23 protein-coding genes are annotated in these 24,901 nt (G+C 41.0%); 6 read left to right on the top strand and 17 right to left on the bottom strand.

The genetic code is table 11. From position 1 onward, the window contains the following. Positions 1-154: 154 nt before the first annotated feature. A complete protein-coding gene (gene lpxK, locus BST97_RS08475) occupies positions 155-1,135 on the top strand; it encodes a tetraacyldisaccharide 4'-kinase (protein ID WP_085766831.1) in 981 nt (326 codons plus the stop codon). A gap of 187 nt (positions 1,136-1,322) precedes the next feature. Here the strand turns inward: lpxK and gap are convergent, their stop codons facing one another. From gap to BST97_RS08445, 6 genes are all read right to left on the bottom strand, one after another. Beyond that, the gene (gene gap, locus BST97_RS08470) at positions 1,323-2,312 is read right to left on the bottom strand and encodes a type I glyceraldehyde-3-phosphate dehydrogenase (protein ID WP_085766830.1); all 990 of its coding nucleotides are present in this window, start codon (positions 2,310-2,312) and stop codon (positions 1,323-1,325) included. 139 nt (positions 2,313-2,451) lie between these two features. Next, entirely contained in the window at positions 2,452-3,324 is an 873-nt protein-coding gene (lipA, locus tag BST97_RS08465; protein ID WP_085766829.1) for a lipoyl synthase, read from the bottom strand. A 46-nt stretch (positions 3,325-3,370) separates the two neighbouring features. Continuing rightward, a complete protein-coding gene (locus tag BST97_RS08460) occupies positions 3,371-4,519 on the bottom strand; it encodes a glycosyltransferase (RefSeq protein ID WP_085766828.1) in 1,149 nt (382 codons plus the stop codon). 6 nt (positions 4,520-4,525) lie between these two features. Continuing rightward, entirely contained in the window at positions 4,526-4,738 is a 213-nt protein-coding gene (locus tag BST97_RS08455; protein ID WP_085766827.1) for a membrane or secreted protein, read from the bottom strand. Positions 4,739-4,821: 83 nt separating this feature from the next. Continuing rightward, entirely contained in the window at positions 4,822-5,853 is a 1,032-nt protein-coding gene (gene murB, locus BST97_RS08450; RefSeq protein WP_085766826.1) for a UDP-N-acetylmuramate dehydrogenase, read from the bottom strand. Next, positions 5,850-7,040: a pyridoxal phosphate-dependent aminotransferase gene (locus BST97_RS08445; protein WP_085766825.1), complete on the bottom strand. Its 1,191-nt coding sequence runs from the start codon at positions 7,038-7,040 to the stop codon at positions 5,850-5,852. The genes murB and BST97_RS08445 overlap by 4 nt, the downstream gene beginning before the upstream one ends. A gap of 75 nt (positions 7,041-7,115) precedes the next feature. On the opposite strand from BST97_RS08445, the gene BST97_RS08440 reads away from it, so the two are divergent. Further along, positions 7,116-8,429, top strand: coding sequence for an aspartyl protease family protein (locus tag BST97_RS08440; protein ID WP_085766824.1), 1,314 nt, complete (start codon positions 7,116-7,118; stop codon positions 8,427-8,429). Positions 8,430-8,432: 3 nt separating this feature from the next. On the opposite strand, the gene BST97_RS08435 is transcribed toward BST97_RS08440, so the two are convergent. Then, positions 8,433-8,825, bottom strand: a complete 393-nt coding sequence (locus tag BST97_RS08435; RefSeq protein ID WP_085768198.1) for a DUF1573 domain-containing protein — start codon at positions 8,823-8,825, stop codon at positions 8,433-8,435. Positions 8,826-8,932: 107 nt separating this feature from the next. Between BST97_RS08435 and BST97_RS08430 the strand changes: the two genes are divergently transcribed. Continuing rightward, on the top strand, positions 8,933-11,566 hold the full coding sequence (locus BST97_RS08430; protein ID WP_085766823.1) for a valine--tRNA ligase: 2,634 nt from the start codon (positions 8,933-8,935) through the stop codon (positions 11,564-11,566). A gap of 375 nt (positions 11,567-11,941) precedes the next feature. Here BST97_RS08430 and BST97_RS08425 read toward each other — a convergent pair whose 3' ends face one another. The 6 genes from BST97_RS08425 to BST97_RS08400 all read right to left on the bottom strand — a co-directional run bounded on the left by BST97_RS08425 (position 11,942) and on the right by BST97_RS08400 (position 19,184). After that, the gene (locus BST97_RS08425) at positions 11,942-13,129 is read right to left on the bottom strand and encodes a T9SS type A sorting domain-containing protein (protein ID WP_085766822.1); all 1,188 of its coding nucleotides are present in this window, start codon (positions 13,127-13,129) and stop codon (positions 11,942-11,944) included. Positions 13,130-13,344: 215 nt separating this feature from the next. After that, positions 13,345-14,871, bottom strand: coding sequence for a T9SS type A sorting domain-containing protein (locus tag BST97_RS08420; RefSeq protein ID WP_085766821.1), 1,527 nt, complete (start codon positions 14,869-14,871; stop codon positions 13,345-13,347). An 11-nt stretch (positions 14,872-14,882) separates the two neighbouring features. Continuing rightward, positions 14,883-15,959, bottom strand: a complete 1,077-nt coding sequence (locus BST97_RS08415) for a right-handed parallel beta-helix repeat-containing protein (protein WP_085766820.1) — start codon at positions 15,957-15,959, stop codon at positions 14,883-14,885. Between the two features lie 30 nt (positions 15,960-15,989). After that, positions 15,990-17,438, bottom strand: coding sequence for a hypothetical protein (locus tag BST97_RS08410; RefSeq protein WP_157111549.1), 1,449 nt, complete (start codon positions 17,436-17,438; stop codon positions 15,990-15,992). Positions 17,439-17,719: 281 nt separating this feature from the next. After that, positions 17,720-18,433 (bottom strand): response regulator transcription factor, encoded by a 714-nt coding sequence (locus BST97_RS08405; protein WP_085766818.1) that lies wholly within the window; start codon positions 18,431-18,433, stop codon positions 17,720-17,722. Next, a complete protein-coding gene (locus BST97_RS08400) occupies positions 18,417-19,184 on the bottom strand; it encodes an alpha/beta fold hydrolase (RefSeq protein WP_085766817.1) in 768 nt (255 codons plus the stop codon). Before BST97_RS08400 ends, BST97_RS08405 begins: the two co-directional genes overlap by 17 nt. Positions 19,185-19,573: 389 nt before the next feature. Here BST97_RS08400 and BST97_RS08395 point away from each other — a divergent pair, with 389 nt between their 5' ends. From BST97_RS08395 to BST97_RS08380, 3 genes are all read left to right on the top strand, one after another. Continuing rightward, on the top strand, positions 19,574-20,176 hold the full coding sequence (locus BST97_RS08395) for a hypothetical protein (protein ID WP_085766816.1): 603 nt from the start codon (positions 19,574-19,576) through the stop codon (positions 20,174-20,176). A gap of 623 nt (positions 20,177-20,799) precedes the next feature. Beyond that, positions 20,800-21,561 carry a sensor histidine kinase gene (locus BST97_RS08385; protein WP_085766814.1) on the top strand — a complete coding sequence of 254 codons (762 nt, stop codon included), beginning with the start codon at positions 20,800-20,802 and terminating at the stop codon, positions 21,559-21,561. A 1-nt stretch (position 21,562) separates the two neighbouring features. After that, positions 21,563-22,234, top strand: a complete 672-nt coding sequence (locus BST97_RS08380) for a response regulator transcription factor (RefSeq protein WP_085766813.1) — start codon at positions 21,563-21,565, stop codon at positions 22,232-22,234. Positions 22,235-22,502: 268 nt separating this feature from the next. Here BST97_RS08380 and BST97_RS08375 read toward each other — a convergent pair whose 3' ends face one another. From BST97_RS08375 to BST97_RS08360, 4 genes are read right to left on the bottom strand one after another with little or no spacing between them, the layout of a single operon-like run. Continuing rightward, positions 22,503-22,781, bottom strand: a complete 279-nt coding sequence (locus BST97_RS08375) for an acyl-CoA-binding protein (protein WP_085766812.1) — start codon at positions 22,779-22,781, stop codon at positions 22,503-22,505. Next, positions 22,781-23,431 carry a phosphatidylserine decarboxylase family protein gene (locus BST97_RS08370; RefSeq protein WP_085766811.1) on the bottom strand — a complete coding sequence of 217 codons (651 nt, stop codon included), beginning with the start codon at positions 23,429-23,431 and terminating at the stop codon, positions 22,781-22,783. The genes BST97_RS08375 and BST97_RS08370 overlap by 1 nt, the downstream gene beginning before the upstream one ends. Continuing rightward, positions 23,421-24,239, bottom strand: a complete 819-nt coding sequence (locus tag BST97_RS08365; RefSeq protein WP_085766810.1) for a phosphatidate cytidylyltransferase — start codon at positions 24,237-24,239, stop codon at positions 23,421-23,423. The genes BST97_RS08370 and BST97_RS08365 overlap by 11 nt, the downstream gene beginning before the upstream one ends. 1 nt (position 24,240) lies before the next feature. Further along, positions 24,241-24,867: an LUD domain-containing protein gene (locus tag BST97_RS08360; protein ID WP_085766809.1), complete on the bottom strand. Its 627-nt coding sequence runs from the start codon at positions 24,865-24,867 to the stop codon at positions 24,241-24,243. Positions 24,868-24,901 lie beyond the last annotated feature (34 nt).

Raw genomic sequence — 24,901 nt, 5'->3', positions numbered from 1 at the left:
ATCTATATCAAATATTGAGAACAAGCTATCTGCCACGGGAACTGCTGCATCTAATTTGATTCAGTTTCCACAACCGACGACATATTTTAACATCACATCAAGCATCCAAAAACTATTTGCTGTTCACTGCTTTCAAAATCACTAATTTCGCTTTATGCGCAAACTTCGTCTTTTGCTGTATCCCTTCGCGGTTCTTTATGACCTTATAACGGCTTTGCGCAATTTCTTCTTCAACGTGGGACTCACTAAGCAATACCGCCCCAAAGTGTTTACGGTAGCAGTAGGAAATTTGAGCACGGGTGGAACGGGTAAAACACCTATGATTGAATATTTGATTCGTTCCATAACCGATAAAAAAGTCGGAGTGGTAAGTAGAGGGTACGGTAGATCGACTCGCGGTTATCTCGAGGTAGAAACAAGTCACACTCCTAAAGAAGTGGGAGACGAGCCGCTGCAAATTAAAACAAAGTTTGCCGATTCCATAAAAGTCGCTGTCGCCGAAAAACGTGTTCTGGGAATTAAAAACTTGAGTGAGAGATATGATCTCGATGTGATTCTGCTGGATGATGCTTATCAGCACCGGCACGTGAAAGCTCACAAATACATTTTGTTAACATCGTACGATCGACCTTATTACCAGGATTTTGTTTTACCAGCCGGAGATTTGCGTGAGTCCGCTGCTGGAGTAACGAGAGCAGACCATATTATTGTCACAAAATGCCCGTCCAATTTGAGCGTTGGCGAGCAAAATAAAATTCGTAAAAAGATAAAGCCGCGATCATACCAAACTGTGGATTTTGCCTATATAGGTTATTCAAATGTTTTACAAGGCGATGAAAAACTTCCTTTGGAGGGTTTGAAACAAAAGAAAGTTACTTTGGTTACCGGCATCGCAAAACCGCAACCTCTGGTAGATCACCTCTCTCAATTTCTTGAAGTGGATCACCTCAAATTTCCTGATCATCATAATTTTACGGATCAGGATATAGAAAAAATTCGGAAAATGAATTTCATCATCACGACTGAGAAAGATTACATGCGTTTGAAAAAGTTTGGAATCCCAAATCTCTATTTCATTGAGATCGAAACTAAGTTCTTAGGAGAAGAAGATTTGGATTTCACGAATATTAAGTGATCTAAGTATGAGGCTTTGCGCCAACTTGAGGTCTGTAAGGGCAGGTTTAAACCTGCCCTTACCAACTAATTTTTATCTGTATCTGATAACCTCAATTTAGCTACTATCAACTAATAACGGATAACTGATGTCCAGTTCCAATCGATGCCAACAGCCTGAGAACAACAACTACGTTAAATCCAAACAACTACCCGAGTCCAGCCACTCGTAGCGCTAAATCTTTCAATCGATTACTGTATCCACTTTCATTGTCGTACCACCCTATGAGTTTAACCAGTTTACCGATTACGCTGGTCATTTCTGAATCAAAAATACAGGAGTAGGGACTGCCTGATATATCTCTAGAAACTAGTGGGATCGTTGTGTAGGAGAAGTAATCTGGGTACGCTTTCGCGAAAGCGGAAAAAGCATCATTCACCTCTTGAATTGATGTACCTCTCTTCACGTTAATGGTCATATCCGTAAGACTCCCATTAGGCACTGGAACGCGCACCCCACAACCACCAATGACTTCGCTGAGGTGCGGAAAAACTTTAGTCAATGCCTTGGCGGCTCCCGTTGTGGTAGGAACTATAGACTGACCAGCGGCTCTTGCACGTCTCAAATCGCGGTGGGGATGATCGTGCAATCCCTGGTCTGTCGTATAACTGTGCACCGTGGTGATGTAAGCCTGCTCGATACCGCAGAGCTCATCAAGCACCTTGATCATGGGTGCTGCGTTATTTGTGGTACAGCTGGCGTTTGAAATAATGAGGTCTGAGGGTTCTATAATCGCATCATTTACTCCCAAAACAATGGTCTTGATGTCATCTTCCACCGGTGGAGCGCTCAAAATGACCTTTTTAGCACCAGCTTGTAGATGTTTTTGAAGTTCTGATCTTAGCTTGAATTTTCCCGTCGATTCTATGACAATATCTACATTTTTCCAGTCGAGACTTTCCAGTTGTTTATGCTGAGAAAATTTGATTTGATGCTTGCCGATTTGAATAAAATCGTTGCCATGATTTACTTCTTTATCGAGTACACCGTGGATAGAATCATATTTAAAAAGGTGTGCCATGACTTCAGGGCTCGCCAAGTCATTGATTGCTACGACCTCAATTTCAGGATGGTCGATGACCGTTCTTAGAAATACCCTACCTATACGCCCGAAGCCGTTTATTGCGATTTTAATCATGCTTTATTCAGTTGAAATTGTCAGTTCGAGTCCGCCGCGGCGGAAGAACGATTAGAGATCGCGACGTTAAAACAGTCTCGACCCGATTGCTATCGGGAGCCGCTCGACTTGACATAGATGGATTTGACGAAGCTAAAATCTACAAAATATGCTTATGCGCTTTGTAAGAAGAACGTACTAATGCACCGCTCTCAACGTGTCTAAAGCCAAGGTCTTTCCCGATCACTTCATACTTTTTGAATTGGTCAGGATTAATGAATTCCTGAACGGGTAAGTGTCTTTTACTAGGTTGCAGGTATTGACCCAGCGTCACTACATCCACATCGTTTTTTCTCAAATCGTGTAAAGTTTCAATGACTTCGTCTTCACGTTCTCCAAGCCCGAGCATAATTCCTGACTTTGTGCGGTTGATACCTTGCTCTTTAAGGTAGTGAAGTACTTCAAGACTGCGCTCGTATTTTGCCTGGATTCTTACTTCACGCGTTAAACGCTTTACGGTCTCCATGTTATGGGAAACTACTTCAGGATTTGCTTCAACAATACGGTCGATGTTACGAGTATTTCCTTGAAAGTCTGGTATGAGCGTTTCCAGCGTAGTTTCTGGATTCATTCTTCTTATCGCAGCAACAGTCTCTTTCCAGATGATGGAACCCATGTCTTTAAGGTCATCACGGTCAACACTCGTAATTACTGCGTGCTTGATGCCCATCAGTTTGATTGAGCGAGCGACTTTTTCAGGTTCTGCCCAGTCTACGTCTTCTGGTCTACCTGTTTTCACACCACAGAATCCACAACTACGCGTACATACATTACCTAAAATCATGAAAGTAGCCGTTCCTTCTGTCCAGCATTCTCCCATATTAGGACAGCTACCACTGGTACAAATGGTGTGGAGCTCATATTTGTCAACCACTCCACGCAATTCCTTGTATTTTTTACCTACGGGAAGTTTGACACGGAGCCATTTGGGCTTTCCTTTAGGTGGAGCGACAGATTTTGTGATTGTTTCCATAGTACAAAAATAGTGATTAAGTAGTCGTTTGAATTTTCAAAACTGACTATTCCCAGTATCTGGGTGGAGCAACAAGGTTGTTGAAGTATAACGCACCCTGACTGAAGAGCAAAATGACTTCATAAAACGGGTAAAACCAAACAAGCGCTGACTCCTGTAGTTTTTTGAACGCATATCCTATTACTAGCCAGGTGACTAGATAACGCAAAACAATAATTCCCAATACAATCATCCAAAAAGGACTAAAAATTCCAGCAACTACAGCCGATGCAAAAAAGCCTATTTGAGAAACAAAAAATAGCCCCAGAGCGATTTTATGTTTCCATTTGTAATGACCAGCGGTATTGATGTGTCTTCTTTTTTGCTTCCACCACGCGTTCCATGATTTTTTAGGCACGCTGTAAGTGAATGAATCTGGATTCAGGCTCACTGCAACATTCTCGCGGTTTGCTGCTTCGTTTACAAAAAGATCGTCATCACCACCCAAAACCTTCATGTGACTCATAAAGCCACTAGAGGCGTAAAATTGGTCAGCGGTATAAGCGAGGTTGCGACCTACTCCCATATAAGCGTTTCCTCTTACCGCGTAACTTAGATATTGGGTGGCGGCAATGGCAGTTTCAAACCGGATAAGCGCATTGAGGAAGGAACCTTTTATTTTTTCATAGCCACTATATCCCAGCACAATAGTTTTTTTATCCACTAATTGCTGAGTCATTTCTGAGATCCAACTTTTACTGGCTGGTGTGCAATCGGCATCAGTAAAAAGTAACTTATTATTTCTCGCTTTTTTGATCCCCAGCGTTAAAGCATATTTTTTATTTCCCCAAAAAGATTCATTTGGAACAATATCTACCAATTTTACTCGGGAGTCTTTCTCCATGAATGATTCGATAACCTCAAGTGTGTTGTCCTTACTGTAGTCATTTACAACAACTACTTCAAAATTGGGATGGTTTTGTTCAAGTAGTAGCGGTAGTAATCTTTTGAGGTTTTCCTCTTCGTTTTTAGCACAAATGATTACTGAGACCGCATCAATAGTTTCAGAAGCATGTGGTGCGATGTCACTGAGCGTAGTCGAAGTGCGATCGCAAGTTGACTTGGTAATAAAAGAGAACTTTGAGAAGTATAGGTAATACCCTAAATTAAGAATCGTGAACCCGGCCAGAAACCAGACGAAGAGATCTAGGATCATGATAAATTATCGAGTGGTCTTCTCTGGATTTTTGCAATCCTGCTCGTCGGGTAATTTACCGCACATGCTGCACGCTTCGCCTGTTTTGTTTAGGTATGGGTTTTGACTGGCGCAAGTACCGGCAAATTTTCCATCTTTCTTTCCCCATATTTTTATAGCAATTCCAGCAAAAGCTAGTGCTAATAAACCGAAGGTGATTAAAAATAGTTTTAAATCCATAATGCAAAGATAAAATTTACATATACAAGACAAACGCCATGCCGACTAGAATTTATTGATGAAGAGATTTACTCGGGCTATCACTAGCCTTCAATCAGATTAACTTCCATTTCAATATTGATATCAAAGGTTTTTTTAACCGCTTTCTGGACCTTATGTGCCACTTCTAGAATCTCCTCACCGGTTGCATTACCATGATTGACTAAAACGAGTGCCTGACGATCGTGCACTCCAGCATCGCCATATCGCTTGCCTTTCAATCCAGACTTGTCGATCAACCATCCAGCAGGAACTTTGACATGCAAATCATCCAAAGGATAGCATGGTAAATCTGGAAAGCGGGATTTTAAGTCATCGTACAAGCGTTTCTCTATCACTGGATTTTTAAAGAAACTACCACTGTTCCCTATAACTTTAGGATCAGGGAGTTTGCTACTCCTAATATTAATGACTGCCTGAGATGCTTTTTGAATATTCACGGGACCTTCAAGTCGGGCAAGTTCCTTTTTTATAGCGCCGTAATCCGTTTTAAGCTGATAATCATCTGTAGAATTCAAATCAGTCAGCTCAAATGTGACAGCGGTGATCACATATTTTCCCAGCGCCTCATTCTTGAAAATACTGTCCCGATAACCGAATTTGCATTCTTGTTTAGTCAGCGTCTTTTCTTCAAGGGTCGCGGTGTCCAAAACATCGCAACTCACAAAAACATCCTTAAGTTCTACGCCATAAGCACCTATATTTTGAATAGGAGCAGTCCCCACATTTCCAGGGATAAGAGATAGATTTTCTAAACCGGCATAGTTTTGCTCGATGCAGTAGAGAACCAGCTCGTGCCAGTTTTCGCCAGCCATGACTTTCAGACTGACTTTGCCCTTTACATTATTGAGAACCTCTTTACCTTTTAGGCATACGTGTACAACGGTGCGCTCAATATTGTTTTTGATGAGCATGTTGCTTCCGCCGCCCAGCAAGAAAATATCCTGACCGTTACAATATCCTATCGCTTCCTTTAATTGTTGCAGTGAGGTTGCTTTTATGTACGCTTTCGCGAAAGCGGAAACTCCAAAAGTATTATACTCCTTTAAGGAAAATTGCTCCCGGACCTCAATCACGCCGTGTATTCTTTAAGACCCGCTTGCAAGATTTTGATAGACTTTCTTATTGCTTCCTTTTCCAGAACATAAGCAATGCGTATCTGGTTTTTACCCATGCCTGGTGTGCTGTAGAATCCGGCTGCAGGCGCGACCATGACCGTCTCGTTATTCAAATCAAAATACTCCAGCAACCATTGCGCAAAAGCATCAGTATCTTCTACGGGCAATTCTGCAACGCAATAAAATGCGCCGCCTGGGTTAGCTACCTTAACGCCCTCGATTTCTTTGAGCCCGTTGATCAATAAATCACGTCTCTCAATGTACTCTTGAATAACCTCGTCAAAATACTCCTGGGGCGTATCCAGAGCAGCCTCAGCAGCAATTTGAGCAAAAGTAGGAGGGCTCAATCGCGCCTGGGCAAATTTCATTGCTGCTCCCATGATTTCCTTATTTTTAGAAACCAGACAGCCTATACGGGCACCACACATACTATATCTTTTTGATACGGAATCTACCATGATGGCGTTTTGCTCAATACCCTTAAGACTCAAAACAGAGTGATGGATGCGGCCATCATAGGCAAATTCTCGATAGACCTCGTCAGCTACGAGAAAAAGGTCGTGTTTTTTAACCAATTCTGCCAGTTGCTGCATTTCATTTTCGGTATACAAATAACCGGTCGGGTTACCTGGGTTACAGATGAGAATTGCTTTAGTCTTATCAGTAATGAGTTTCTCAAATTCTGCAATAGAGGGTAGTGAGAAATTTTCTTCAATTTTAGTATGAATGGGTTTTACGGTAACGCCGCTGGCCGCTGCAAAACCATTGTAATTTGCATAAAACGGTTCTGGGATAATCACCTCGTCACCCTGGTCGCAAATAGACCCCATCACAAAAAGTAATGCCTCACTACCGCCAGTTGATACTATAATGTCATCACTTGAGATGTCAAAACCTAAATTGTTGTAATAATTTGCTAATTTATCGCGGTAGCTTTGATTACCTGCACTATGGCTGTACTCAAGTACTTCCATGTCTGCATCCTTAACGGCTTGAAGGGCTTGTTCAGGAGTTTTAATATCTGGTTGTCCTATGTTTAACTGGTAGATCGTTCTGCCTTTTTTGACGGCAGCTTCAGCAAAGGGAACTAATTTTCTAACGGGAGAGGACGGCATCGCCTGTCCTTTTTCAGATATTTTGGGCATTTCTTATATTAATTACGACAAAGGTACTATTTGGTGTCATGAGTGCCATGCATTTTGACGATCTTACAAGTGAAGATGAGAAATTTTATAAACCTCTTAGCAATTCTTGTATTTATTTTACCGCTCTGCGCGCTAGAGTTCACCTTGCCTGACGGTGCTGATGAGGTAGAAATACCTGTAGATGTGGTTTCTGGAATCATGATCGCTAGAGCAAAAGTTAATGGTACGGAATTGCGATTTATCATTGACAGTGGTGCGTCTCGATCTACCATTTTCAATTTAAATGGTGTCGACAGTTTGAATGTAGGTCAAGGAAGAGAAACGACCATCAGGGGTTATGGAAGCTTAGAGCCTTTTAAAGCGATAGAAAGCTCTCAAAACCTTATTCAAATAGGCGAACTGAAATCTGAAAATGCAACTATTAATGTTCTTACTGAAAGTCAGATAAGTTTTCTACCGATTTTGGGTACTGAGGTGAATGGTATTATAGGAATTGAATTTTTTAAAAATCATTTAGTTGAACTAGACTTTCGTCGTGAACGTATTTTAACCTACAAAGATGAATCTGCTTTGAGATTATCTAGATATGAAAAAATAAAGCTGGAAAAAGTAAGCGAGAAGTTATATATAAACGCTCAAGTCAAAAATGATAGTTCAGCAATGCCTACGCGTTTATTACTGGATACGGGTAGTGGAGACGCGCTTTGGCTTTTTGAAAAAGATGAGCAATTCAAAATGCCTGTTAAAGGATTCAGGGACTATCTTGGTTTTGGGATGAGTGGTGATGTATATGGATTCCGTTCAAAAGTTGATACGCTTGAAATTGGCGAATTTACTTTTGATAAAATCACTTTTGCCTACCCTGAATTGGATCGAGAAAATTTCCAGTCCAGTGATTTGAATCGCGGCTCGATAGGAGGTGAGGTTCTAAGACGTTTTGAAGTCGTGATTGACTATGATGATGAATTTTTATATCTGCGTCAAACAAGGGCTTTTAAAGATGGTTTTTATTATAATATGGCTGGATTAAAACTCAGGGAAGGTAAGGAAGAGCTGGTGACTGATGTGAAATATAATTACGATCCCGATAAAGCTACAGAAGTGCGCTCTATGAAGAAAATAGAAATCGGGCAGACTAAAACATTTTTCTATCGATACGCCAAAAAAATCATCGTATCCTACGTCGCTCCAGATTCTCCAGCAGATCTCAATGGAATAAAAGAGGGAGATCAGGTAGTTGGCTTATTTAACAAGGACTTGGGCGAATTCAGTATGGGAGAAGTCACATATTTATTTTACCGCGATCCAGGATCTGTAGTCAAATTAAAAATGAAACGCGGAAAAGAATACTACAAGGTGCGACTAAAACTGAAGCCAATAATAGAATAGCCTTTACAATTTCACTTCACCTTTCACCTGAAGCGGAATCGCTTTTTCTTTGATATTCATCATAACGGTCACCGTTTTCACAATAGGTCCTACACGATTGGTGTCATACTTAATTACGATTTCTCCCTTTTCACCGGGCTGAACAGGTTCTTGTGGATATTTGACGACCCTCAAATGGCTGGATGAAAAAACTTTAGATATAACCAGAGGTTCCTCTCCAGTATTTTTAAAGACGAAAGTTTTGCGACCATCACTACTCTTACTAATTGTTCCAAAATCCAAAACCGTGGCCTCAAATTCAACTGTGGTATTGAGAGTTTGGGCATCGCTCTGAGAATGGATCGAGCTTATGCTTAGGATACTCAGTAAAACAGTAATCAAAATAGGATATTTCATAGCTGGAAAGTATTCGATAAATCTACGATTTATAATCGTATAACTCATTATGCTTTACAAAGGTTAAATGGTACTTTTGCCCTTTGATAGTCAAAAATTGAGCCAATATGTCCCTAGCTTCTAATTACAACTCGCAAACCGTAGAGCAAAAATGGTATGACTACTGGATGGAACACGACTTTTTCAAGTCAGTTCCAGACGATAGGGAAAGCTACACCATTGTGATACCGCCGCCTAATGTGACGGGAGTCTTACACATGGGACACATGCTCAACAATACCATTCAAGACGTCTTGATACGCCGTGCGCGACTTAAAGGTTATAATGCATGCTGGGTGCCGGGAACAGATCACGCCAGTATAGCGACTGAAGCTAAGGTTGTCAAAAAACTCAAGGATCAGGGAATTGATAAAAACGACCTGACAAGAGAAGAGTTTTTACAACACGCTTGGGACTGGACCCATGAGTACGGTGGAATCATTCTGGAACAGCTCAAAAAACTGGGCGCAAGTTGCGACTGGTCACGCACTAAGTTTACCCTCGACGATGACATGAGTGCGAGCGTGATTAATGTATTTATCGACCTTTATAAAAAAGGTTTGATTTACCGCGGTTACCGCATGGTGAATTGGGATCCAGAAGCTCAAACCACACTCAGCGATGAGGAAGTGAATTATGAAGAGCGCAACGGGCATCTTTATTATTTGAAATACGCCATCAAAGACAGCGATGATCATATTGTGATCGCTACCACTCGACCTGAAACTATTCTCGGTGATACGGCGATTTGTGTCAATCCAGAAGATGATCGATTCACAAAACTCGTTGGTAAAACAGCTATTGTACCCATTGCAAATCGCGAGATACCGATTATTGCAGACTCTTATGTAGATACAGAATTTGGTACGGGTGCACTCAAGATTACTCCCGCTCACGATGAGAATGATAAAAAGATAGGTGAGACCCACAACTTAGAGGTGATCGATATTTTCAATGCAAATGGAACGCTCAATAGCTACGGCCTGCATTATGAAGGTAAAGATCGTTTTGACGTGCGCAAACAGATCAGTCAGGAGCTTGATGAAAAAGGGTTTTTGCTAAAAAAGGAAAATCACGTTCACAAAGTAGGTACTAGTGAGCGCACAGGCGCCGTCATCGAGCCACGACTTTCTGACCAGTGGTTTCTCAAGATGGAAGAACTCGCACAACCGGCGATCAAAGCTGTTAAAGAAGATATCGTTGAGCTTTTGCCTTCTAAGTTCAAGAGTACTTATTTCCACTGGATGGAAAATGTGCGCGACTGGAACATATCACGTCAACTCGTTTGGGGACAACGCATTCCAGCTTATTACTATGGTGATGGAAAAGAAGATTTTGTAGTAGCTGGAAGTGTGGAGGAGGCTGTAACGCTTTCGCGAAAGCGTACAAACAACAACTCCATCCAGGCTACTGACCTCAGACAGGAAACTGATGTTCTAGACACCTGGTTCTCAAGCTGGTTGTGGCCTATAAGTGTTTTCAATGGTGTGCTGGAGCCTGAAAATGAAGAGATCAATTATTATTACCCAACTCGTGACTTGGTAACGGGTCCTGATATCTTGTTTTTCTGGGTGGCGCGTATGATCGTTGCAGGTTATGAATTGCGCGACGAGAAACCTTTTGACAAAGTGTATCTCACGGGACTGGTGCGTGATAAGCAACGGCGTAAAATGTCCAAGTCGCTGGGCAACAGTCCGGACGCCTTAAAACTGATTGAGGAGTACAGTGCAGACGGTGTACGTGTGGGCTTGTTATTGAGCAGCGCTGCTGGCAATGACCTGATGTTTGACGAGGCGCTCTGTCAGCAAGGAAAAGGATTTATCAAGAAAAATCTGAGTGCCCACGATTTGATCAAAGGCTGGGAAGTAGATGCGTCCATCGAGCAACCTTTGCACAGCCAGCAAGCGATTGCGTGGTATAAAAGTAAATTCAGTCAGGTACTTTCAGAGGTCGAAGATCATTATTCAAAATACCGCATCAGTGATGTGTTAATGGCGGTCTATAAATTGGTTTACGACGACTTCTGCGGTTGGTTGCTTGAGATTATAAAGCCTACATACCAGCAACCTATTGATGCCAAAACCTACGAGGAAGTTATAGACCTTTTTGAGGACAATTTGAGGATCATGCATCCCTTCACACCTTTTGCGACTGAGGAATTGTGGCATTCTTTAAGAGAGCGCAATTCAAAAGATGCTCTTTGTGTCAACAAGTGGCCAGAGGCTCATCAGATTGATGAATCGCTTCTGGAGGATTTCACGTTAGTTCAAGACGTAATTTCAGGTATAAGAAAAGTGCGTAAGGAAAAACAGATTGCTTTTAAGAACGAGATAGAGTTGAAAGTGATCAATAACGAAAAGACGAGCGATCGCTATGACGGCCTCATCCAGAAAATGGGAAACATATCCTCAATTGAGGTCATTTCTGAGCAACTGGATGGAGCGGCTAGCTACAGGGTCAATTCTAATGAGTATTTCATTCCCTTTGCAGGCGCTATAGATACTGAAGCTGAACTTGAAAAACTACAATCGGAATTACACCGCGCTCAAGCATTTTTGAAGGGAGTGGAAAAGAAATTAGGTAACGAACGTTTTGTCAACAATGCACCAGAACAAGTGGTTGCATTAGAGAAGAAAAAACAGGCAGATGCCGTTGCTAAGATTGAAACGTTGGAGCGCAGTATTGCTGCTCTTAAATCTTAAGGTATGAATCCACTTTCTGGAATTACTGTTTTTTTTATCGCGATACTGGTATGTGTTGTGGCGCTAGCGATTTATTTGTTGCGGAAGAAGAGATAAAAAAAGCGCCCTGGCTTTTTCCCCTTAATTGCCAGAGCGCTGTGCCATAAACTTGATGGCGGTTAAGTAATAAACATGAAAAGTCTCCCTTATTTACTTATTCAAATATAGCTTTGCGTTAATTTTCATTCTTAAGGGAAAAACCTATTTGTAAATAGGAAAAACTCTATTTCTGATTATTACTTTTTTTAATGACGCTTTCGCGAAAGCGAATAAATAAAAAAAGCGCCTCGATTCCCCTAATTCCCGAGGCGCTGTGCCATTAAGATGGTTGGTTGGCTAAGACTTTACGATCCGTTTGACAAATGAATTTCCATTTACATCCTGCAGTTTGATTAAATAAACTCCCGAAGTTAAATTTGACAAATTGACTTCATGAAGATTCTTAGTTAACGTCAAAACAAGTTTGCCAGTAATTGAGAATACATCTATCTGTTTTAAGTCTTGCTGCGAGTCGATATAAAGTATACTGGAGGTAGGATTTGGGAAAACGATTATTTCATTTTCAGTAACAATTTCCTGAGCACTCAACAGCTGGGTATCATAATTATACGACTTACGATTACTTGGCGTAAAGTTCCCACTGTTGTTACTGTCTTGAGTCGTGAGAATTTCAGAAATTTGATTCACATAATTAGGTTGAACATCAAAGAGATAATCTATACCGGTTCGGTCGTTGAAGGGATTATTGTACGATGCCATAAGATTATTAGTATCATAATTATAGTCTGAAAGATTGACAAATAAATTGCCATTTCCATTATCATATGATTCTCTTAGCTGGGTAAGATTGCCTGCAACATCGTAAGTATATTCTAAAGTTTCAGGATCTACATAGTTGGAACCATCCCAAGATTCAATAGTATAGGTGGCCACCTGACCGTTTGAATTATAGGTGTAGAGGTCTCGACCATCATTAATGTATTGTGAACCATCCCAGTATTCGAAGTTCACTTCGGTAAGTCGATTGTTTGAATATATAAAGTCAATGGTTTCTGTCAGAAACCAAGACGATCCAGTCCATTCTTCAATTAGAAACTGGCTTATACCATTTGAGTTATACGAGAGCTGACCCCTTAATTGATTTACCCATTGACCATTTTCAAACTCTTCGTCCAGTATAAAAGTAACATTGTTTGAAGAATAGGTGTAGCTGGTGCGGGAGTATGGAGTGGGCATGCCAGATCCTTGATAGATACTAAATATCTCTTGCGAGACCATTCCATTTGATCCGTATATATAATCGGTTTTTTCAGAAGGTTCCCAAGTTAAACCGTTTCGGAAATAATATATATCAGTAATTAAATTTCCATTTGAGTCATAGAATAGATCACGGCCGTTAGAGTCTTCATAAGAAGCTCCGTTCCAGAACTGTTCCACTATAGATTCAAGGTTGTTTTGTGCGTGCGATTGCGTGATCATCAAAATAAAATAAATGATAACGATACTAGGTAGTTTTAAATTCATAATCCAAACTTTTACATTTTTTAAAATGTAATTACATGGCTGGTGCTTGCTTAAGGCTTTCCCCTATTCCTCGTTAGGAAAAACCCTATTAATTAAAAAGGCTTCAATTATTTACGCTTTCGCGAAAGCGTAAAAACCAAAAGAATCCAACTAAAAGTCAAAGCGCCTCGGTTCCCCTAATTCCCGAGGCGCTGTGCCATAAAAATGGCTGGTGGCTAATTTTTGATAACGCGTTTTACAGCGGTATTGCCGTACACGTCCATAAATTTGATTAGGTAGAAGCCGGATTGATATTTTGACAGATCGATAACATCGACCGATTCATTTATTGACATAAGGAGTTTTCCGGTAATAGAGTACAGTTCAATGCGCTCCAACTGCTGGCTGGACTCTACATGCAAATCGCCCGACGTAGGATTGGGGTAGACCTCAAACGATGCGGAGATGTCCTGATCATGAATACCCAACGTAGAATCAACGACGGTTACCGTCACTGTATCCTCATCAAAATTTCCAGCGGAATCTGTAGCCGTTAGGGTAATTTGATACGTTCCTACTGCCGTAAAAGTGTTCTGTGACAGGGTCAATACTGGCGTGGAGCAATTATCTGTCGATCCATCGTCTATATCAGTTGGGAGAATGGAAATACTTACCGCTCCGTTGAGGTCTACCGTAATAGGTTGTGCGACAGCATCGGGAACATCTGTATCCTGAACGATGATCTGCTGGTCTTGTGTTGTGATGTTGCCATTCCCGTCGTCATAAGTCCAAGAAACCGTAGTGCTAGCAGTAATAGGAAAGCTCACGTTGCTCGTACCAGTTACCTGCATGCCCGTGCAAGAGTCTGTAGCCGTAGGCGCGGTAAGGCTGGTGACCTCACATTGTTCGTTTATCGTGGTGAGGCTTGCGTTATCTGCAACAGAAGCTTCGGTGTCGGGCAATTGCAGCGCGGGATCGTAGTCGTAAAGGGACCAGACACCATCACTATTTTGCACCCTCAAGTGAAAAGGAGTCGTTGAACAACTTGGCAAGCCTGAAAAATCAATGTCAAACATGAAATGGTCAGGAGTTCCCGTAGGTGTAAGTGTAACCGCTGTTGCATTGCCCAGTCCTGGATCAGTTCCCAAAAAATATTCTGCCGCGACAATAGTGGGCAGCGGCCCGGGCGGATTGTCGTTGGGATCGGTAACGTAAAACAAAAACTGATCGTATTGCGACCAGACGCCATTGGCATCCTGCACTCGCACATAGAGACGGTGAAAACCCGGTGTGATCGCGCCTACATTGACCATGAATGTATCGGTGATAGCGGAGCCATTTGAATTGAGGGGAATCGCCGTTGCCTGCCCCACGCCAGGATCCGTATCGATAAAATATTCTGCTGCGGCAAGATCAGGTAGGGCAGGATTGCTTACGGGAGTGGTGTCAGCCACATAGAAAAGAAAACCATCGTAGTGACCCCAAGTGTTGTTTGCATTTTGCACCCTTGTGTATAGTCTGTGAAAGCCTATGGTGAGATTGCCCGTGTTGATCGTAAATTGATCTGTAAGATTTGTTCCCGTATTATTGAGGCTGAGTATGGTAGCCTGTCCCACTCCCGGGTCATTGTCTATAAAGTATTCTGCGGTCGTGATGTCTTGCGCTTTCGCGAAAGCGGAACACAGCAGAACAAATAAAAATGTCAAAAACAGTTTGCCTATTGAAAGATGATTTGATCCCATAATTCTAAATTCTGAATTCATGATTCTAAATTTTAGTGGGAAGTCGCCTGGATCTCAAAAGTCAGCGTGCCGTTTGGTTGGCTTATATTGGTAAAGTTTGTAATCTTTACTTCTGGAAAATTTCTAGGTTTTCCCAGACGCTTAAAATTGAATGTACTTTCATATCCAATATTTTCGCCCTGAAAACCCGCGCCTATTGCTGGTGATCCAGTTTGAAGGTTAAAATCTGGGATTGTGGTAAATATTCCCTGCCCGCCTGGAATAGGCCCATTGAGAACAAATAGAGGATCCTGACCAAAAATACAATTGTTGACATTGTTTGTGGCCGAAGTGTTCGGTTCAACAGTAACCGGATTAGTAGGATCGTTTACATTGACAAGCAGACAGAAGCTCAAACTGTAGTTGCCGCTTATTCTGAGCGTGCTTACAGGACCTTCAAAAATCGTGTTGGTAATAGTTATAGTACCATTTACATTGGAGTTAATGATTTGAGGCTGGGATGTACTCCTCATTTCAAAAATGCAATTTGAAACTAGCAATGCGCTGGGGTTTGAAGCGGACAAGGCGGTAATTGAAGAATTATCGATAAGAACATTGCTTACTGTCGAGTCTAGATCAATACCGCGATGATTAATACCGCTCAGAGTGATATTTTGAACATCATAGCTATCGGATGAACCATCAGAACCTAAGTTTATAGATGTTGTACATTCCGTTATTGTGATGTTTGAAATGACTCCAGTCGTTGGGTTTGCGCCCCCCTCACCTACAGTTGAGATACCGTTTATTACGCTTACACCTCGGATAATTGTACCGTCGGATCCGATGGTGAGTCTTATTTCTTGAATCCTTGTAATAAAATTAGCATCGAGAGCGCTCCTACCAATGATAGTGACCGGCTTGTCCACTACCACGACCCCATAATTAGACTGTGATTGTTGTACATAGATAGTATCACCATTGCTTGCCGCATCGACGGCACTCTGAATATCAGAAAATTGAGCGCCGCTGCCGGGCGTATTGTCTACTGTTATGGTGGTTTGGGCTTGCAAGGTAATGGCGTTGAACAGCATTAATGCTGTTGTGAGGGTCGTAAGTAAGTTTTTCATGGGTAAGGGATTATGATTAATAATTATTGTTTAAAATTTTATAGGTAGTCCCACACCTATACCAAAGCGCCAATCATCACTTGCACTAGGGTCGAGACGTAGGTTAGAACGATCTGCAAAGGCCTGGATGGTAATTCTGTCCACGTCTTTTTTCTTATTCTTAAGGTTGAGAAGGAAACCTGCTCTTAATGGTATCGTCCTGCTGTCAGATACTCCTGAACCAGACGAGAAGTTCAGGTCTGAATAGCTGATCTGCCCAAAGAGCCCAAATGGGTATTTCCAAGGAAACACGTAGACAGCGGTATGAAGTCCAAAGCCAATCCCGTATTGATACCTCCCACTGGGACTGGTAAAGCCGGTTCTAGAGGTTATGTTTTGAACTGTTCCGTTACTGGTTTCCAGCGTATCAATAAACGCAAGTTGTTGTTCCCTAAAGTTGGAACGGTTTGAGATGCGCCCTAAATTGCCACCTACTTGCAGGAAGAACTGGTGGGGCCTCCACCATTTCATTTTTGCCAATCGCTCGTAGGAATAGTTCAGGAAATTAATCTTGATACCATAAAGGTCGCCGCTGATCTCTTGGAACGAATTTGAGAAATCATCTTGAATTTCATAGAGGTCTAGTGATTCTCTTGTATAATAAGGGTGCAGGCTGAAAAAGACCGTATGCTTTGTTTCCCAGTTCTTTTTTGCCGTTTGAATTTCGTATTCGATTAATTCTTCTTCCAGTTTTTTATGAATGTATTCTATATGCTCGCAAAACCGTTCCAATGACTTTAGATCGTATTTTTTCTTTACGTTCATCCGTGCGGGTTTCCAGTCATAGGTAATTTTTACAGTTTTATCACCAGCTTTTGATTTAACCATCTTGTAGCTGAAATTGTCTAATTGACCAAAGGCATGTACATCTTGGGAATTGAGATGGGTTCTGGAAAGCGACTGTAGCTTTGTCTTTGCTTTTAGGTAATTGGACTCTATTTCAGGTTCATTTGTTCCTTTGTCAAGGATTGTTTTTAAGGTGTCAAGTTTTGCGTATGCATGAAATATCTTCTCCAAGGCAAAATGGGCTCCTCGCATCTTGTCTTGATCCTCGATGGACTTTCTAAAATATTTTCGGTGATACGCCTTAAAATAATTGAATGTAACCGTTCCTTTCTCGCCGCCATCCTCATCAAATAAATACACCCCTTTAGTAGAGGAGAGTTCAGCATTTATGGTGTAGATACCTTTGTAGCCAGAATATAAAATTCCACTTAGATTAAGCTGGCTGCCCTTATCATTTGCTGTAAAACTAATGCCCTGCTGGGGTGCGATATTTTCAAAGAGCAGAAAGTTAAGGTCTCGCTGAATGATCTTGTCAAAAGCTTTGTAGCTTACCTCATCAATATTTTGATCAATAGTGATGGTGTCTGTCTGCTCTTGCGCTCCTAATACACCACCGATGAAGTTAAATAGACAGATAAAGTATAAATTTCTCATGTCTTGAAGTATTTGATTCACCAAACCTATCTGTTTACTTAACAATCCTTTAAGGCTTTCCCCTATTCCTAGATAGGAAAAACCCTATTTCTTGATAGTGGCAATAAAAAAGCATGTTCAAGTTCTGTATCCCTCTTTCGCAAAAGCGAGAAACCACATATACATTCATGGAATAAGTTCATACCACTCAACTCAATCCAAAACTAGAACCGTCTTAAGGGGATGCAAATACCTCTTTTGGGGTATATTGTGGTCGGGAAGAGAGGCGGGAGAATGCGTTTCTAGCCAGCGAGGTCGTTCACGAGATTCAGTTTCAACAACGTGGAAACATTGTGCACGTCCAGTTTCTGGTAGATGTTCTTGCGGTGGGTCTTTACGGAATGCGGTGAGATGAAGAGCATCTCTGCGATCTGTTTTGAAGAGTGGCCTTGACCTATGAGTCTCGTGATCTGTTTTTCTCTTTTGGTCAGGGTCTGGAACCTTAAGAATTGCTGGAGTTCCTGCTTATTGCTGGGGAGTATCTCCTTAAAGGCCTGAGAGAAGCTGTCTTCGCCAGTAAATAGCAAGGGGACATTCATGGTTAGTGCATCGTCGATTAGAATCTTGCTCGTGACAAAGGGCTCCTCCTTCTCGTTATTCAATCTGATCGCCTGCAGGTAGTTGCACACGGCCTGATGGTCGTTGTTCTTATCCAAAGTCCTGGCCTTCTCCATCGCACGGTTGAAGAGTGGAACGTTAGAGACGCGCAGTAAGTAGTCCTTACCGTTTCTCACGATAGGCTCGACCTCGCGTCCCATGCCCAGAAACTTCTCGTTGATAAAATGGTATTCAATAGTCTTGCGGTGGTTGATGTAGACCGGGAACGGATAGTAGTCCTGCAGATCGTAGAATTTTTCTGGGTCTTTGAGATAAAGCTTCCTGAGCTTGAAAGCAAAGTGCTTTCCCTTCTGTAAAAACTCTTTTTCTGTATGTTTTTCCCTATTCAAATACTGCATGGGCAATTTTTTGAACGGTTTCCATAAAGAGGTCGGGACGGTCCACGCTGGGATAGTGACCGCAGTTATCAAACTTGATCAATGTGACATCGCCGCTGCTCTCTTTTACCAAAGTCCCTAGGTAATCCAATCTTAGAAGAGCATCTTGATTGCCGTTTATGATATATCGTGGGACATCGAGTTGTGTAAAAATAGAATACTCATCCCCAAACGCATTACTGCTAGACAGATCTGCTGCCATGACCGATCTGATCCTGCCATCAGTAATTTTAAAGTCTTCCTTTAAGTGTGAGATAACTGTTTTGTCCACCACGGTAGAGTCTATGGCGTTATAAATGTCATGATCCGTGGACTTCTCAGTCAGGTAGGTCGCGAGTTCTGGTAATGGGTGTGTGCACTCTTCAAAGTTGATAGGTTTTTTGAGCACCGGCGTTCCCATGATCACCAGTCCCTTCAAATGGTCAATTTTTTCTGCAATTTCTATGGCTAGGTTGCCGCCCAATGAATTGCCTATCAACAATACTGGCCCGTTGCCGTCATTGATCGCCTTAATAAGCTGGGCTTTATAGGTGGCAATTGTAAAATCTTGCTCGGTCTTGGAATTTTGGTTCTTGCCATGACCGTTAAGATCTATAGCCTCGATGCAGAGGTGAGCGCCTTCCAGCTCCTTGAGGCACTCAAAGACTCTTGATGAGGAGGAATTACCGTGTATGCAAACGATGCGGTGGGGAAAAAGGTTATTGTTGATCATTAGTCAGGGATAGTTCGAATTTAATACTGATTTAGTTGAAACGCAAGGATTGCAATGGTTTTAGGTGGCTGGAGGCAGACTTTGATGTCATGGTCTGTCTTACGAGTAATTTAGATTACGCTTTCGCGAAAGCGTAAAAACTACACACATACATAAATAATAAAGCACTCTTTCTTTTCACTTTTATTGTCTGGATGACTATCTGTGAACAGGGCTAGAACTGCCGGTTCCCATTATTTCTGATAGCAAAACTATCATTCGTATTGATGGCACACAACAGGCTTTGCCCTGTTTCACAATAGGAGAAAACCTCAAACAAATAGGAAAAACGCTAACAAACTGTTAAGGAGATTGAGTAGTTTTAGGTCGAACTTTAAAATCAAAGACTTATGGAAACATTGATCTATAAAAACAATATTCAAATCAACAGCGGAAATGGTATTCACGTCCAAGAGATTGGGGGAATTAAGTTTGTAAATTTTTCTAATATCCCTAAATTGGATGATAAGATCAGTTTCATTGAATTATCACATGAAAAAGGTTATATCGACTACACGAAACAATGGCAACTTAGCCTTATGGTTCATGATTATCATAAGAGAAATGATGATATAGATCATGGGGATATTTTGACCTGTTTAGATGAGAATGGGCAGAATCATGATTTTCACCTCAATAACATCACTCCGTCTTATGGATACTATACTAATTTTGAATTTGATACGAACTCCAATTCAGTGAAAATAACAAGGAAACCCATAGGTGAGATTCCCAAAGGATCAGCCACGATTGATAATTATTTTTCAGATGTCTTTCTTGCGGGTATGGAGTCGATTTATGGTAAGCAAAGTTTACAGTTCATCGCAATAGCAGAAGATCCAGATGACTCAAGTTCTTCAAAATTACTCACCATTAAAATATCTGGTAACGGATCAACCGGCTACTACAATCTCAGTTATCGACCACCGTACAAAGGATTAAGCCTAATTTAATTGGAAAATATATCTATCATAACATGGTATTCAATCGCAACCTTAATGGTTGCGATTTTTTGCTTTAGTTTCAATAAATATTATTACCTCCTATTGGCAGTTGTAATTATAAACTGTATTTCGGAAACGCTAGGTTATCTCAGCATCGATAGCGATTCTATGTTTATTTATTACAATTTATACTTCTTGATACATCAAACGTTATGGCTTTACATCGCAGTTGATATTTTTAAGTTAAAATATTGTCGTGTTTTTATTCCTGCAGGCTATGTTGCGTTTTACATTATTGATAAACTTTTAATTGAAACTGAAGGTTTGTTGTATTTTTCTTTCATATCTAGTTCGTTAACATATATCGTGGTTCTTCTAATAGTATGTTTTTCCAAACTAAAAAACGAGGCTCTAGATTTCTTTGAGCATAGACAATTTGCATTTGTTTCTGCCCCTTTACTTTTTTTTTGTAGCATGTCGTTCATTTTTGCATTCAGAGATAGTAAATTGAGAAGTGAAGAGGTTTTTGGAATAGGTTTATATGAAGTAATGTCCTATAGTGGAAGCATAGTATACTATACTCTATTGATGGTGTTTGCAGTTAGCTTTACAAAACTTAACAAGTCTAATCAATGACTGACATCGCCATAGGAATCATCATCACATTCCTCTTCGTCTGCATGGCGATCCTTTTCTGCGCCATCCTAATAAAAGTTTACGTCTCTAAAATCAAAAAATACAACCAGCTGCTATTTGAAAAACAATTGGAACAGCAAAAAGCGGTCAACCAGGCGGCTCTGGAGGCACAAGAAGAAACCTTGAACAATATCGCTCTTGATCTTCACGACGATGCGGGACAACGACTTACCGTGCTCAACCTGCAAGTGGAGCAGCTCAAGCAAAAAAATCCTGAAATGACAGCTGCACTACAACCCATAAAGGAGACCGTACGCGATATATCACATAATTTAAGGAACCTAAGTCATTCCCTTACGACCAACTCATTAAAAAAACTATCTCTAGTGCAAGCCATCAATGAAGAATTGCAACGTGTGAAAAGACTGGAGCATATTAGTTTCAAGAGCGAGATGGAGCAACCGGCAGCCTTCAATTTCTCCACCGAGGAAAAGGTAATCATTTATCGCATTTTCCAAGAACTTCTCAACAATATGTTGAAGCATTCCCGAGCAACAGAATTTGTCGTAAGATTGAAAAGTCCTGATCTTCCTATCTTTACTTTTATCGATAATGGAGTAGGCTTTGACATAGATTCAAAAGTTGATTCAAATGGTCTTGAAAATGTGAGGTCGCGGGCATCGTTGATCAATTATGAACTCAAGATAGATTCAAAAAAGCAACAAGGTACCACGACCATTTTGAGAAAACAGGAATAAAATGGCTTCAAAAATCAGCGTAGGAATTGTAGATGATCATAAGATTGTGCGTAACGGCCTCAAGCAATTGCTGGAAATGAATGAGGATTTTGAAGTCACCATAGAATATGAGAATGGGCTGCGTTTTGTCAAAGAAGTGGAAGAACTTGAAGAAAAACCCAATGTCTTTCTACTCGACTATTCCATGCCCATGATGAATGGTCTTCAAGTGCTCAAGGAACTTAAGAACCAAAACAGTTCCATCAAATGCATCATTCTTACCCAGCACGATGATCAGGGAATAAAGATCGATGCCTATGAAGTAGGAGCACGAGGGTTTCTGAACAAGACTTGCGATCTCGATGAGTTGGTAAGCACGATCAATCGTGTTCACGAGCATGGTTACGACAATTTTGAGGAGATCCTGAAGCTGTTGCGCAATAAGACCACAGTAGAAAGCCTAGGGTCAAGAGCGCGCGAGCAATTTACTAATCGCGAGTTGCAGCTTATAGAGCTAATCTGTAACGATAATGAGTACACGTACCAGCAAATAGCAGATCACATGAACCTTTCCATAAAAAGCGTGGACGCCTGCCGTTCCCAACTCTTCCAAAAACTAGACGTGCGCTCCAAAGTCGGACTAGTGCTGTATTCCTTCCATTATAAGTTAACGCATCCATTTCTGCATGATTAATGAATCTGTAGAGCTTATCATGGTTACGCTTTCGCGAAAGCGGAATCAAATTTAATTGTACTTAAATCCAAACTGTTACTCTGAACCCGACGGTAGGAGGGATTCAGAGTCTCATTTTTAATGTCTTGATTTTAAATACCTTAGAGTTCTATTTTTTGAGATGCTGACTCTACAGCTGCACTGGACTTACTACGCTTGTCCACCATGACAAAGGTTTGAAGAGGTAAATTGGCAACTACCAATTTACAACCAGCAACTAATACCTAAATCACCAAGGTTTAGGATAAAGATCCTCAATCATCTCAATGTAGCGCCGCTTGGCTTCTGAACGAGAAATATTTTGCACTTGGATCAAGGCGTTCATCTTGAATGCGCTGCGTAAATCATTGGATTCAAAACTGCGATTGCTGACATAAGGCTCGTCTATCGCTCTTTTGTAATAAGCATAAAGATGTAATTGAAGATCAGGTGGTACGAGACTCTGCTCTTCTTGAGAGGCCTTTTGGAAGGCTTCTTCAAATGCTATGTCCAGTTCTTTTCCCTGCATCAAAACTTTGCTAGGATAGAGGATGCTCCTTTAACTTTTTGGTTGAGTTCGACTTCAATTTTTGCATCAGTAGGAAGATAAACATCCACCCGAGAACCAAATTTAATGAATCCGCTTTCAAAACCTTGCTTTACGGTATCTCCTTCTTTAGCATAATTCATGATGCGCTTTGCGAGTGCGCCAGCGATTTGTCGATACATGACTTTTTTACCGTTGTTGTGATCAATGACCACGGTAGTGCGTTCATTCTCCTCACTCGCTTTTGGATGCCAAGCCACTAAATATTTACCAGGATGGTATTTACTGTAGGCAATTTTACCGGCTACAGGATACCTCGTAGCGTGCACATTTATAGGTGACATAAACACGGAAATCATCATGCGCTTACCATCAAAATATTCTTTATCATGAACTTCTTCAATGACGACCACCTTGCCGTCTACTGGAGAAACCACAGTAGTGTCGTCCTCAACTGAAACTCGTTTTGGGTTCCTGAAAAATTGAAGAATAATACAAAGAAACGCAACACCTATGCTTATCAAAAGAATGGATAGCCACTCCGGCATAGTGATCGTGGCAGCAACTACGGTCAGAATTGCCAGAACGACTAATGCAATGAGTATGGACGCCTTTCCTTCTTTATGAAACATGGTTTATTATAGTAAAGGTTAAATATGCAAATGGTGCTGCAAAGATAATACTGTCCATACGATCAAAAATTCCTCCATGACCTGGCATGATGCTACCGCTATCTTTTACAGCGGCCTGTCGCTTGATTTTTGATTGGATCAAATCACCGACGGTCCCAAATAAAGCTACTACAAATGCAATGATGATCCAGTCCCAAATTCCATATTGATCTAGACCTTGATGATGAAGGTAAAAGTAAAGACCTACACCGCCAGCCATGGCCATAATAAGACCTCCGGCAAAACCCTCGATAGTTTTTTTGGGAGAAATGCGTTTCATCAGTTTATGCTTGCCAAAGTTTTTTCCAATTAAGTAGGCAAAACTATCATTGACCCAGATGATCGCAAAAATTCCAATCAACAACTCTGGTTGATAGTTTGGGACCACATCGGGAATCAAGGCAAGGAATAGGCTGCTTCCTATCAAATACAATAGTGCGATGATGTGTTTCTTAGTGTTGAAAAGAGCAATTCTATTGACTAACACCAGATCTCTGATTAGATAGATGTTGACCAAAATCGTTGCAGCAAGCAAAACGAGAACAATGTTCTGTGAAACTCCTTGCCACACTATAAAATAATAAGCAAGAGGAAGCACTGGATAAATCAACCATTGCCTCAAGCGTATCATGGGCATCAATTCTATCAAGCAGATAAATGCAAATACACAAAACAAACCGATGAATACATCGCGAGAATAAAGTGCACTGAGTACAACTAATGATACATAGACTATTCCTGAAACGGATCTTACTAGAAGTTCCCGCATATTACAAGTCTTCTAATAAAAGCAAATAAACGAGTTTGTGGGCAGCACCATAAGTCATTAGATCCTTGTCGTCGCTGTGCTCGTTTTTTTTGAAATGTTTAAGTGTCGTGATATTTGTAGGAATATCACGCTGATTTTTGATTTTAATACCTCTTAAACCTTCACCAATAGATTCCACTATCTGACTCGTACTTGCTAAAATAACATAGGTGTCTGGCAATTCAAAAGTTTTGAATTGCTTCACTTGATTTGAAGAGAATAGTATAGCACCTGTGTCTGCGATGATGTATTCACATCGAGATATCAACATGTCTGCCTCAAGGTTATTACATGAAATATCAAGATCTAAGTCATCAAATCTTTCTTTCAAATTTGCATCAGGACAGAAGGCAGCAGAATTTTCCCAGCCGTGTTCTTTAATAATATTTTTAAAGTTATGGTCTACTTCATCTTGATTGAGACAATATAAGAAGCGACCTCCCAATCGTGTAAAATGGTGTATGAAACGCTCATCTACAGGGAGATCAGGTTGCTCCGGCATGTACTTAGAGCGCTCGTCGGGAGTCTTCTCCTGAGTTTTTTCTTCTGGCTTTTGAGAAAGATTGAATAACTTCTTAAATAAACTCATAGGCAATTGCCTGCTTCATTTTGACCTTAGGTAA

Source organism: Nonlabens spongiae (assembly GCF_002117125.1).
GTDB lineage: Bacteria > Bacteroidota > Bacteroidia > Flavobacteriales > Flavobacteriaceae > Nonlabens > Nonlabens spongiae.
The sequence above is the reverse complement of the archived record's forward strand: the minus strand, read 5'-3'. Positions and strand labels throughout refer to the sequence as shown.

Bases quoted from the DNA above. Each gene is read 5' to 3' on its own strand.
- gap (WP_085766830.1), bottom strand. From the start codon at position 2,312: ATGATTAAAATCGCAATAAACGGCTTCGGGCGTATAGGTAGGGTATTT.
- BST97_RS08410 (WP_157111549.1), bottom strand. From the start codon at position 17,438: ATGAGAAATTTATACTTTATCTGTCTATTTAACTTCATCGGTGGTGTA.
- BST97_RS08360 (WP_085766809.1), bottom strand. From the start codon at position 24,867: ATGAGTTTATTTAAGAAGTTATTCAATCTTTCTCAAAAGCCAGAAGAA.
- BST97_RS08395 (WP_085766816.1), top strand. From the start codon at position 19,574: ATGGAAACATTGATCTATAAAAACAATATTCAAATCAACAGCGGAAAT.
- lpxK (WP_085766831.1), top strand. From the start codon at position 155: ATGCGCAAACTTCGTCTTTTGCTGTATCCCTTCGCGGTTCTTTATGAC.
- BST97_RS08445 (WP_085766825.1), bottom strand. From the start codon at position 7,040: ATGCCCAAAATATCTGAAAAAGGACAGGCGATGCCGTCCTCTCCCGTT.
- BST97_RS08440 (WP_085766824.1), top strand. From the start codon at position 7,116: ATGAGAAATTTTATAAACCTCTTAGCAATTCTTGTATTTATTTTACCG.
- BST97_RS08405 (WP_085766818.1), bottom strand. From the start codon at position 18,433: ATGCAGTATTTGAATAGGGAAAAACATACAGAAAAAGAGTTTTTACAG.
- BST97_RS08380 (WP_085766813.1), top strand. From the start codon at position 21,563: ATGGCTTCAAAAATCAGCGTAGGAATTGTAGATGATCATAAGATTGTG.
- BST97_RS08375 (WP_085766812.1), bottom strand. From the start codon at position 22,781: ATGCAGGGAAAAGAACTGGACATAGCATTTGAAGAAGCCTTCCAAAAG.
- BST97_RS08400 (WP_085766817.1), bottom strand. From the start codon at position 19,184: ATGATCAACAATAACCTTTTTCCCCACCGCATCGTTTGCATACACGGT.
- BST97_RS08460 (WP_085766828.1), bottom strand. From the start codon at position 4,519: ATGATCCTAGATCTCTTCGTCTGGTTTCTGGCCGGGTTCACGATTCTT.
- BST97_RS08385 (WP_085766814.1), top strand. From the start codon at position 20,800: ATGACTGACATCGCCATAGGAATCATCATCACATTCCTCTTCGTCTGC.
- BST97_RS08370 (WP_085766811.1), bottom strand. From the start codon at position 23,431: ATGTTTCATAAAGAAGGAAAGGCGTCCATACTCATTGCATTAGTCGTT.
- lipA (WP_085766829.1), bottom strand. From the start codon at position 3,324: ATGGAAACAATCACAAAATCTGTCGCTCCACCTAAAGGAAAGCCCAAA.
- BST97_RS08435 (WP_085768198.1), bottom strand. From the start codon at position 8,825: ATGAAATATCCTATTTTGATTACTGTTTTACTGAGTATCCTAAGCATA.
- BST97_RS08430 (WP_085766823.1), top strand. From the start codon at position 8,933: ATGTCCCTAGCTTCTAATTACAACTCGCAAACCGTAGAGCAAAAATGG.
- BST97_RS08455 (WP_085766827.1), bottom strand. From the start codon at position 4,738: ATGGATTTAAAACTATTTTTAATCACCTTCGGTTTATTAGCACTAGCT.
- BST97_RS08365 (WP_085766810.1), bottom strand. From the start codon at position 24,239: ATGCGGGAACTTCTAGTAAGATCCGTTTCAGGAATAGTCTATGTATCA.
- BST97_RS08415 (WP_085766820.1), bottom strand. From the start codon at position 15,959: ATGAAAAACTTACTTACGACCCTCACAACAGCATTAATGCTGTTCAAC.
- BST97_RS08420 (WP_085766821.1), bottom strand. From the start codon at position 14,871: ATGAATTCAGAATTTAGAATTATGGGATCAAATCATCTTTCAATAGGC.
- BST97_RS08425 (WP_085766822.1), bottom strand. From the start codon at position 13,129: ATGAATTTAAAACTACCTAGTATCGTTATCATTTATTTTATTTTGATG.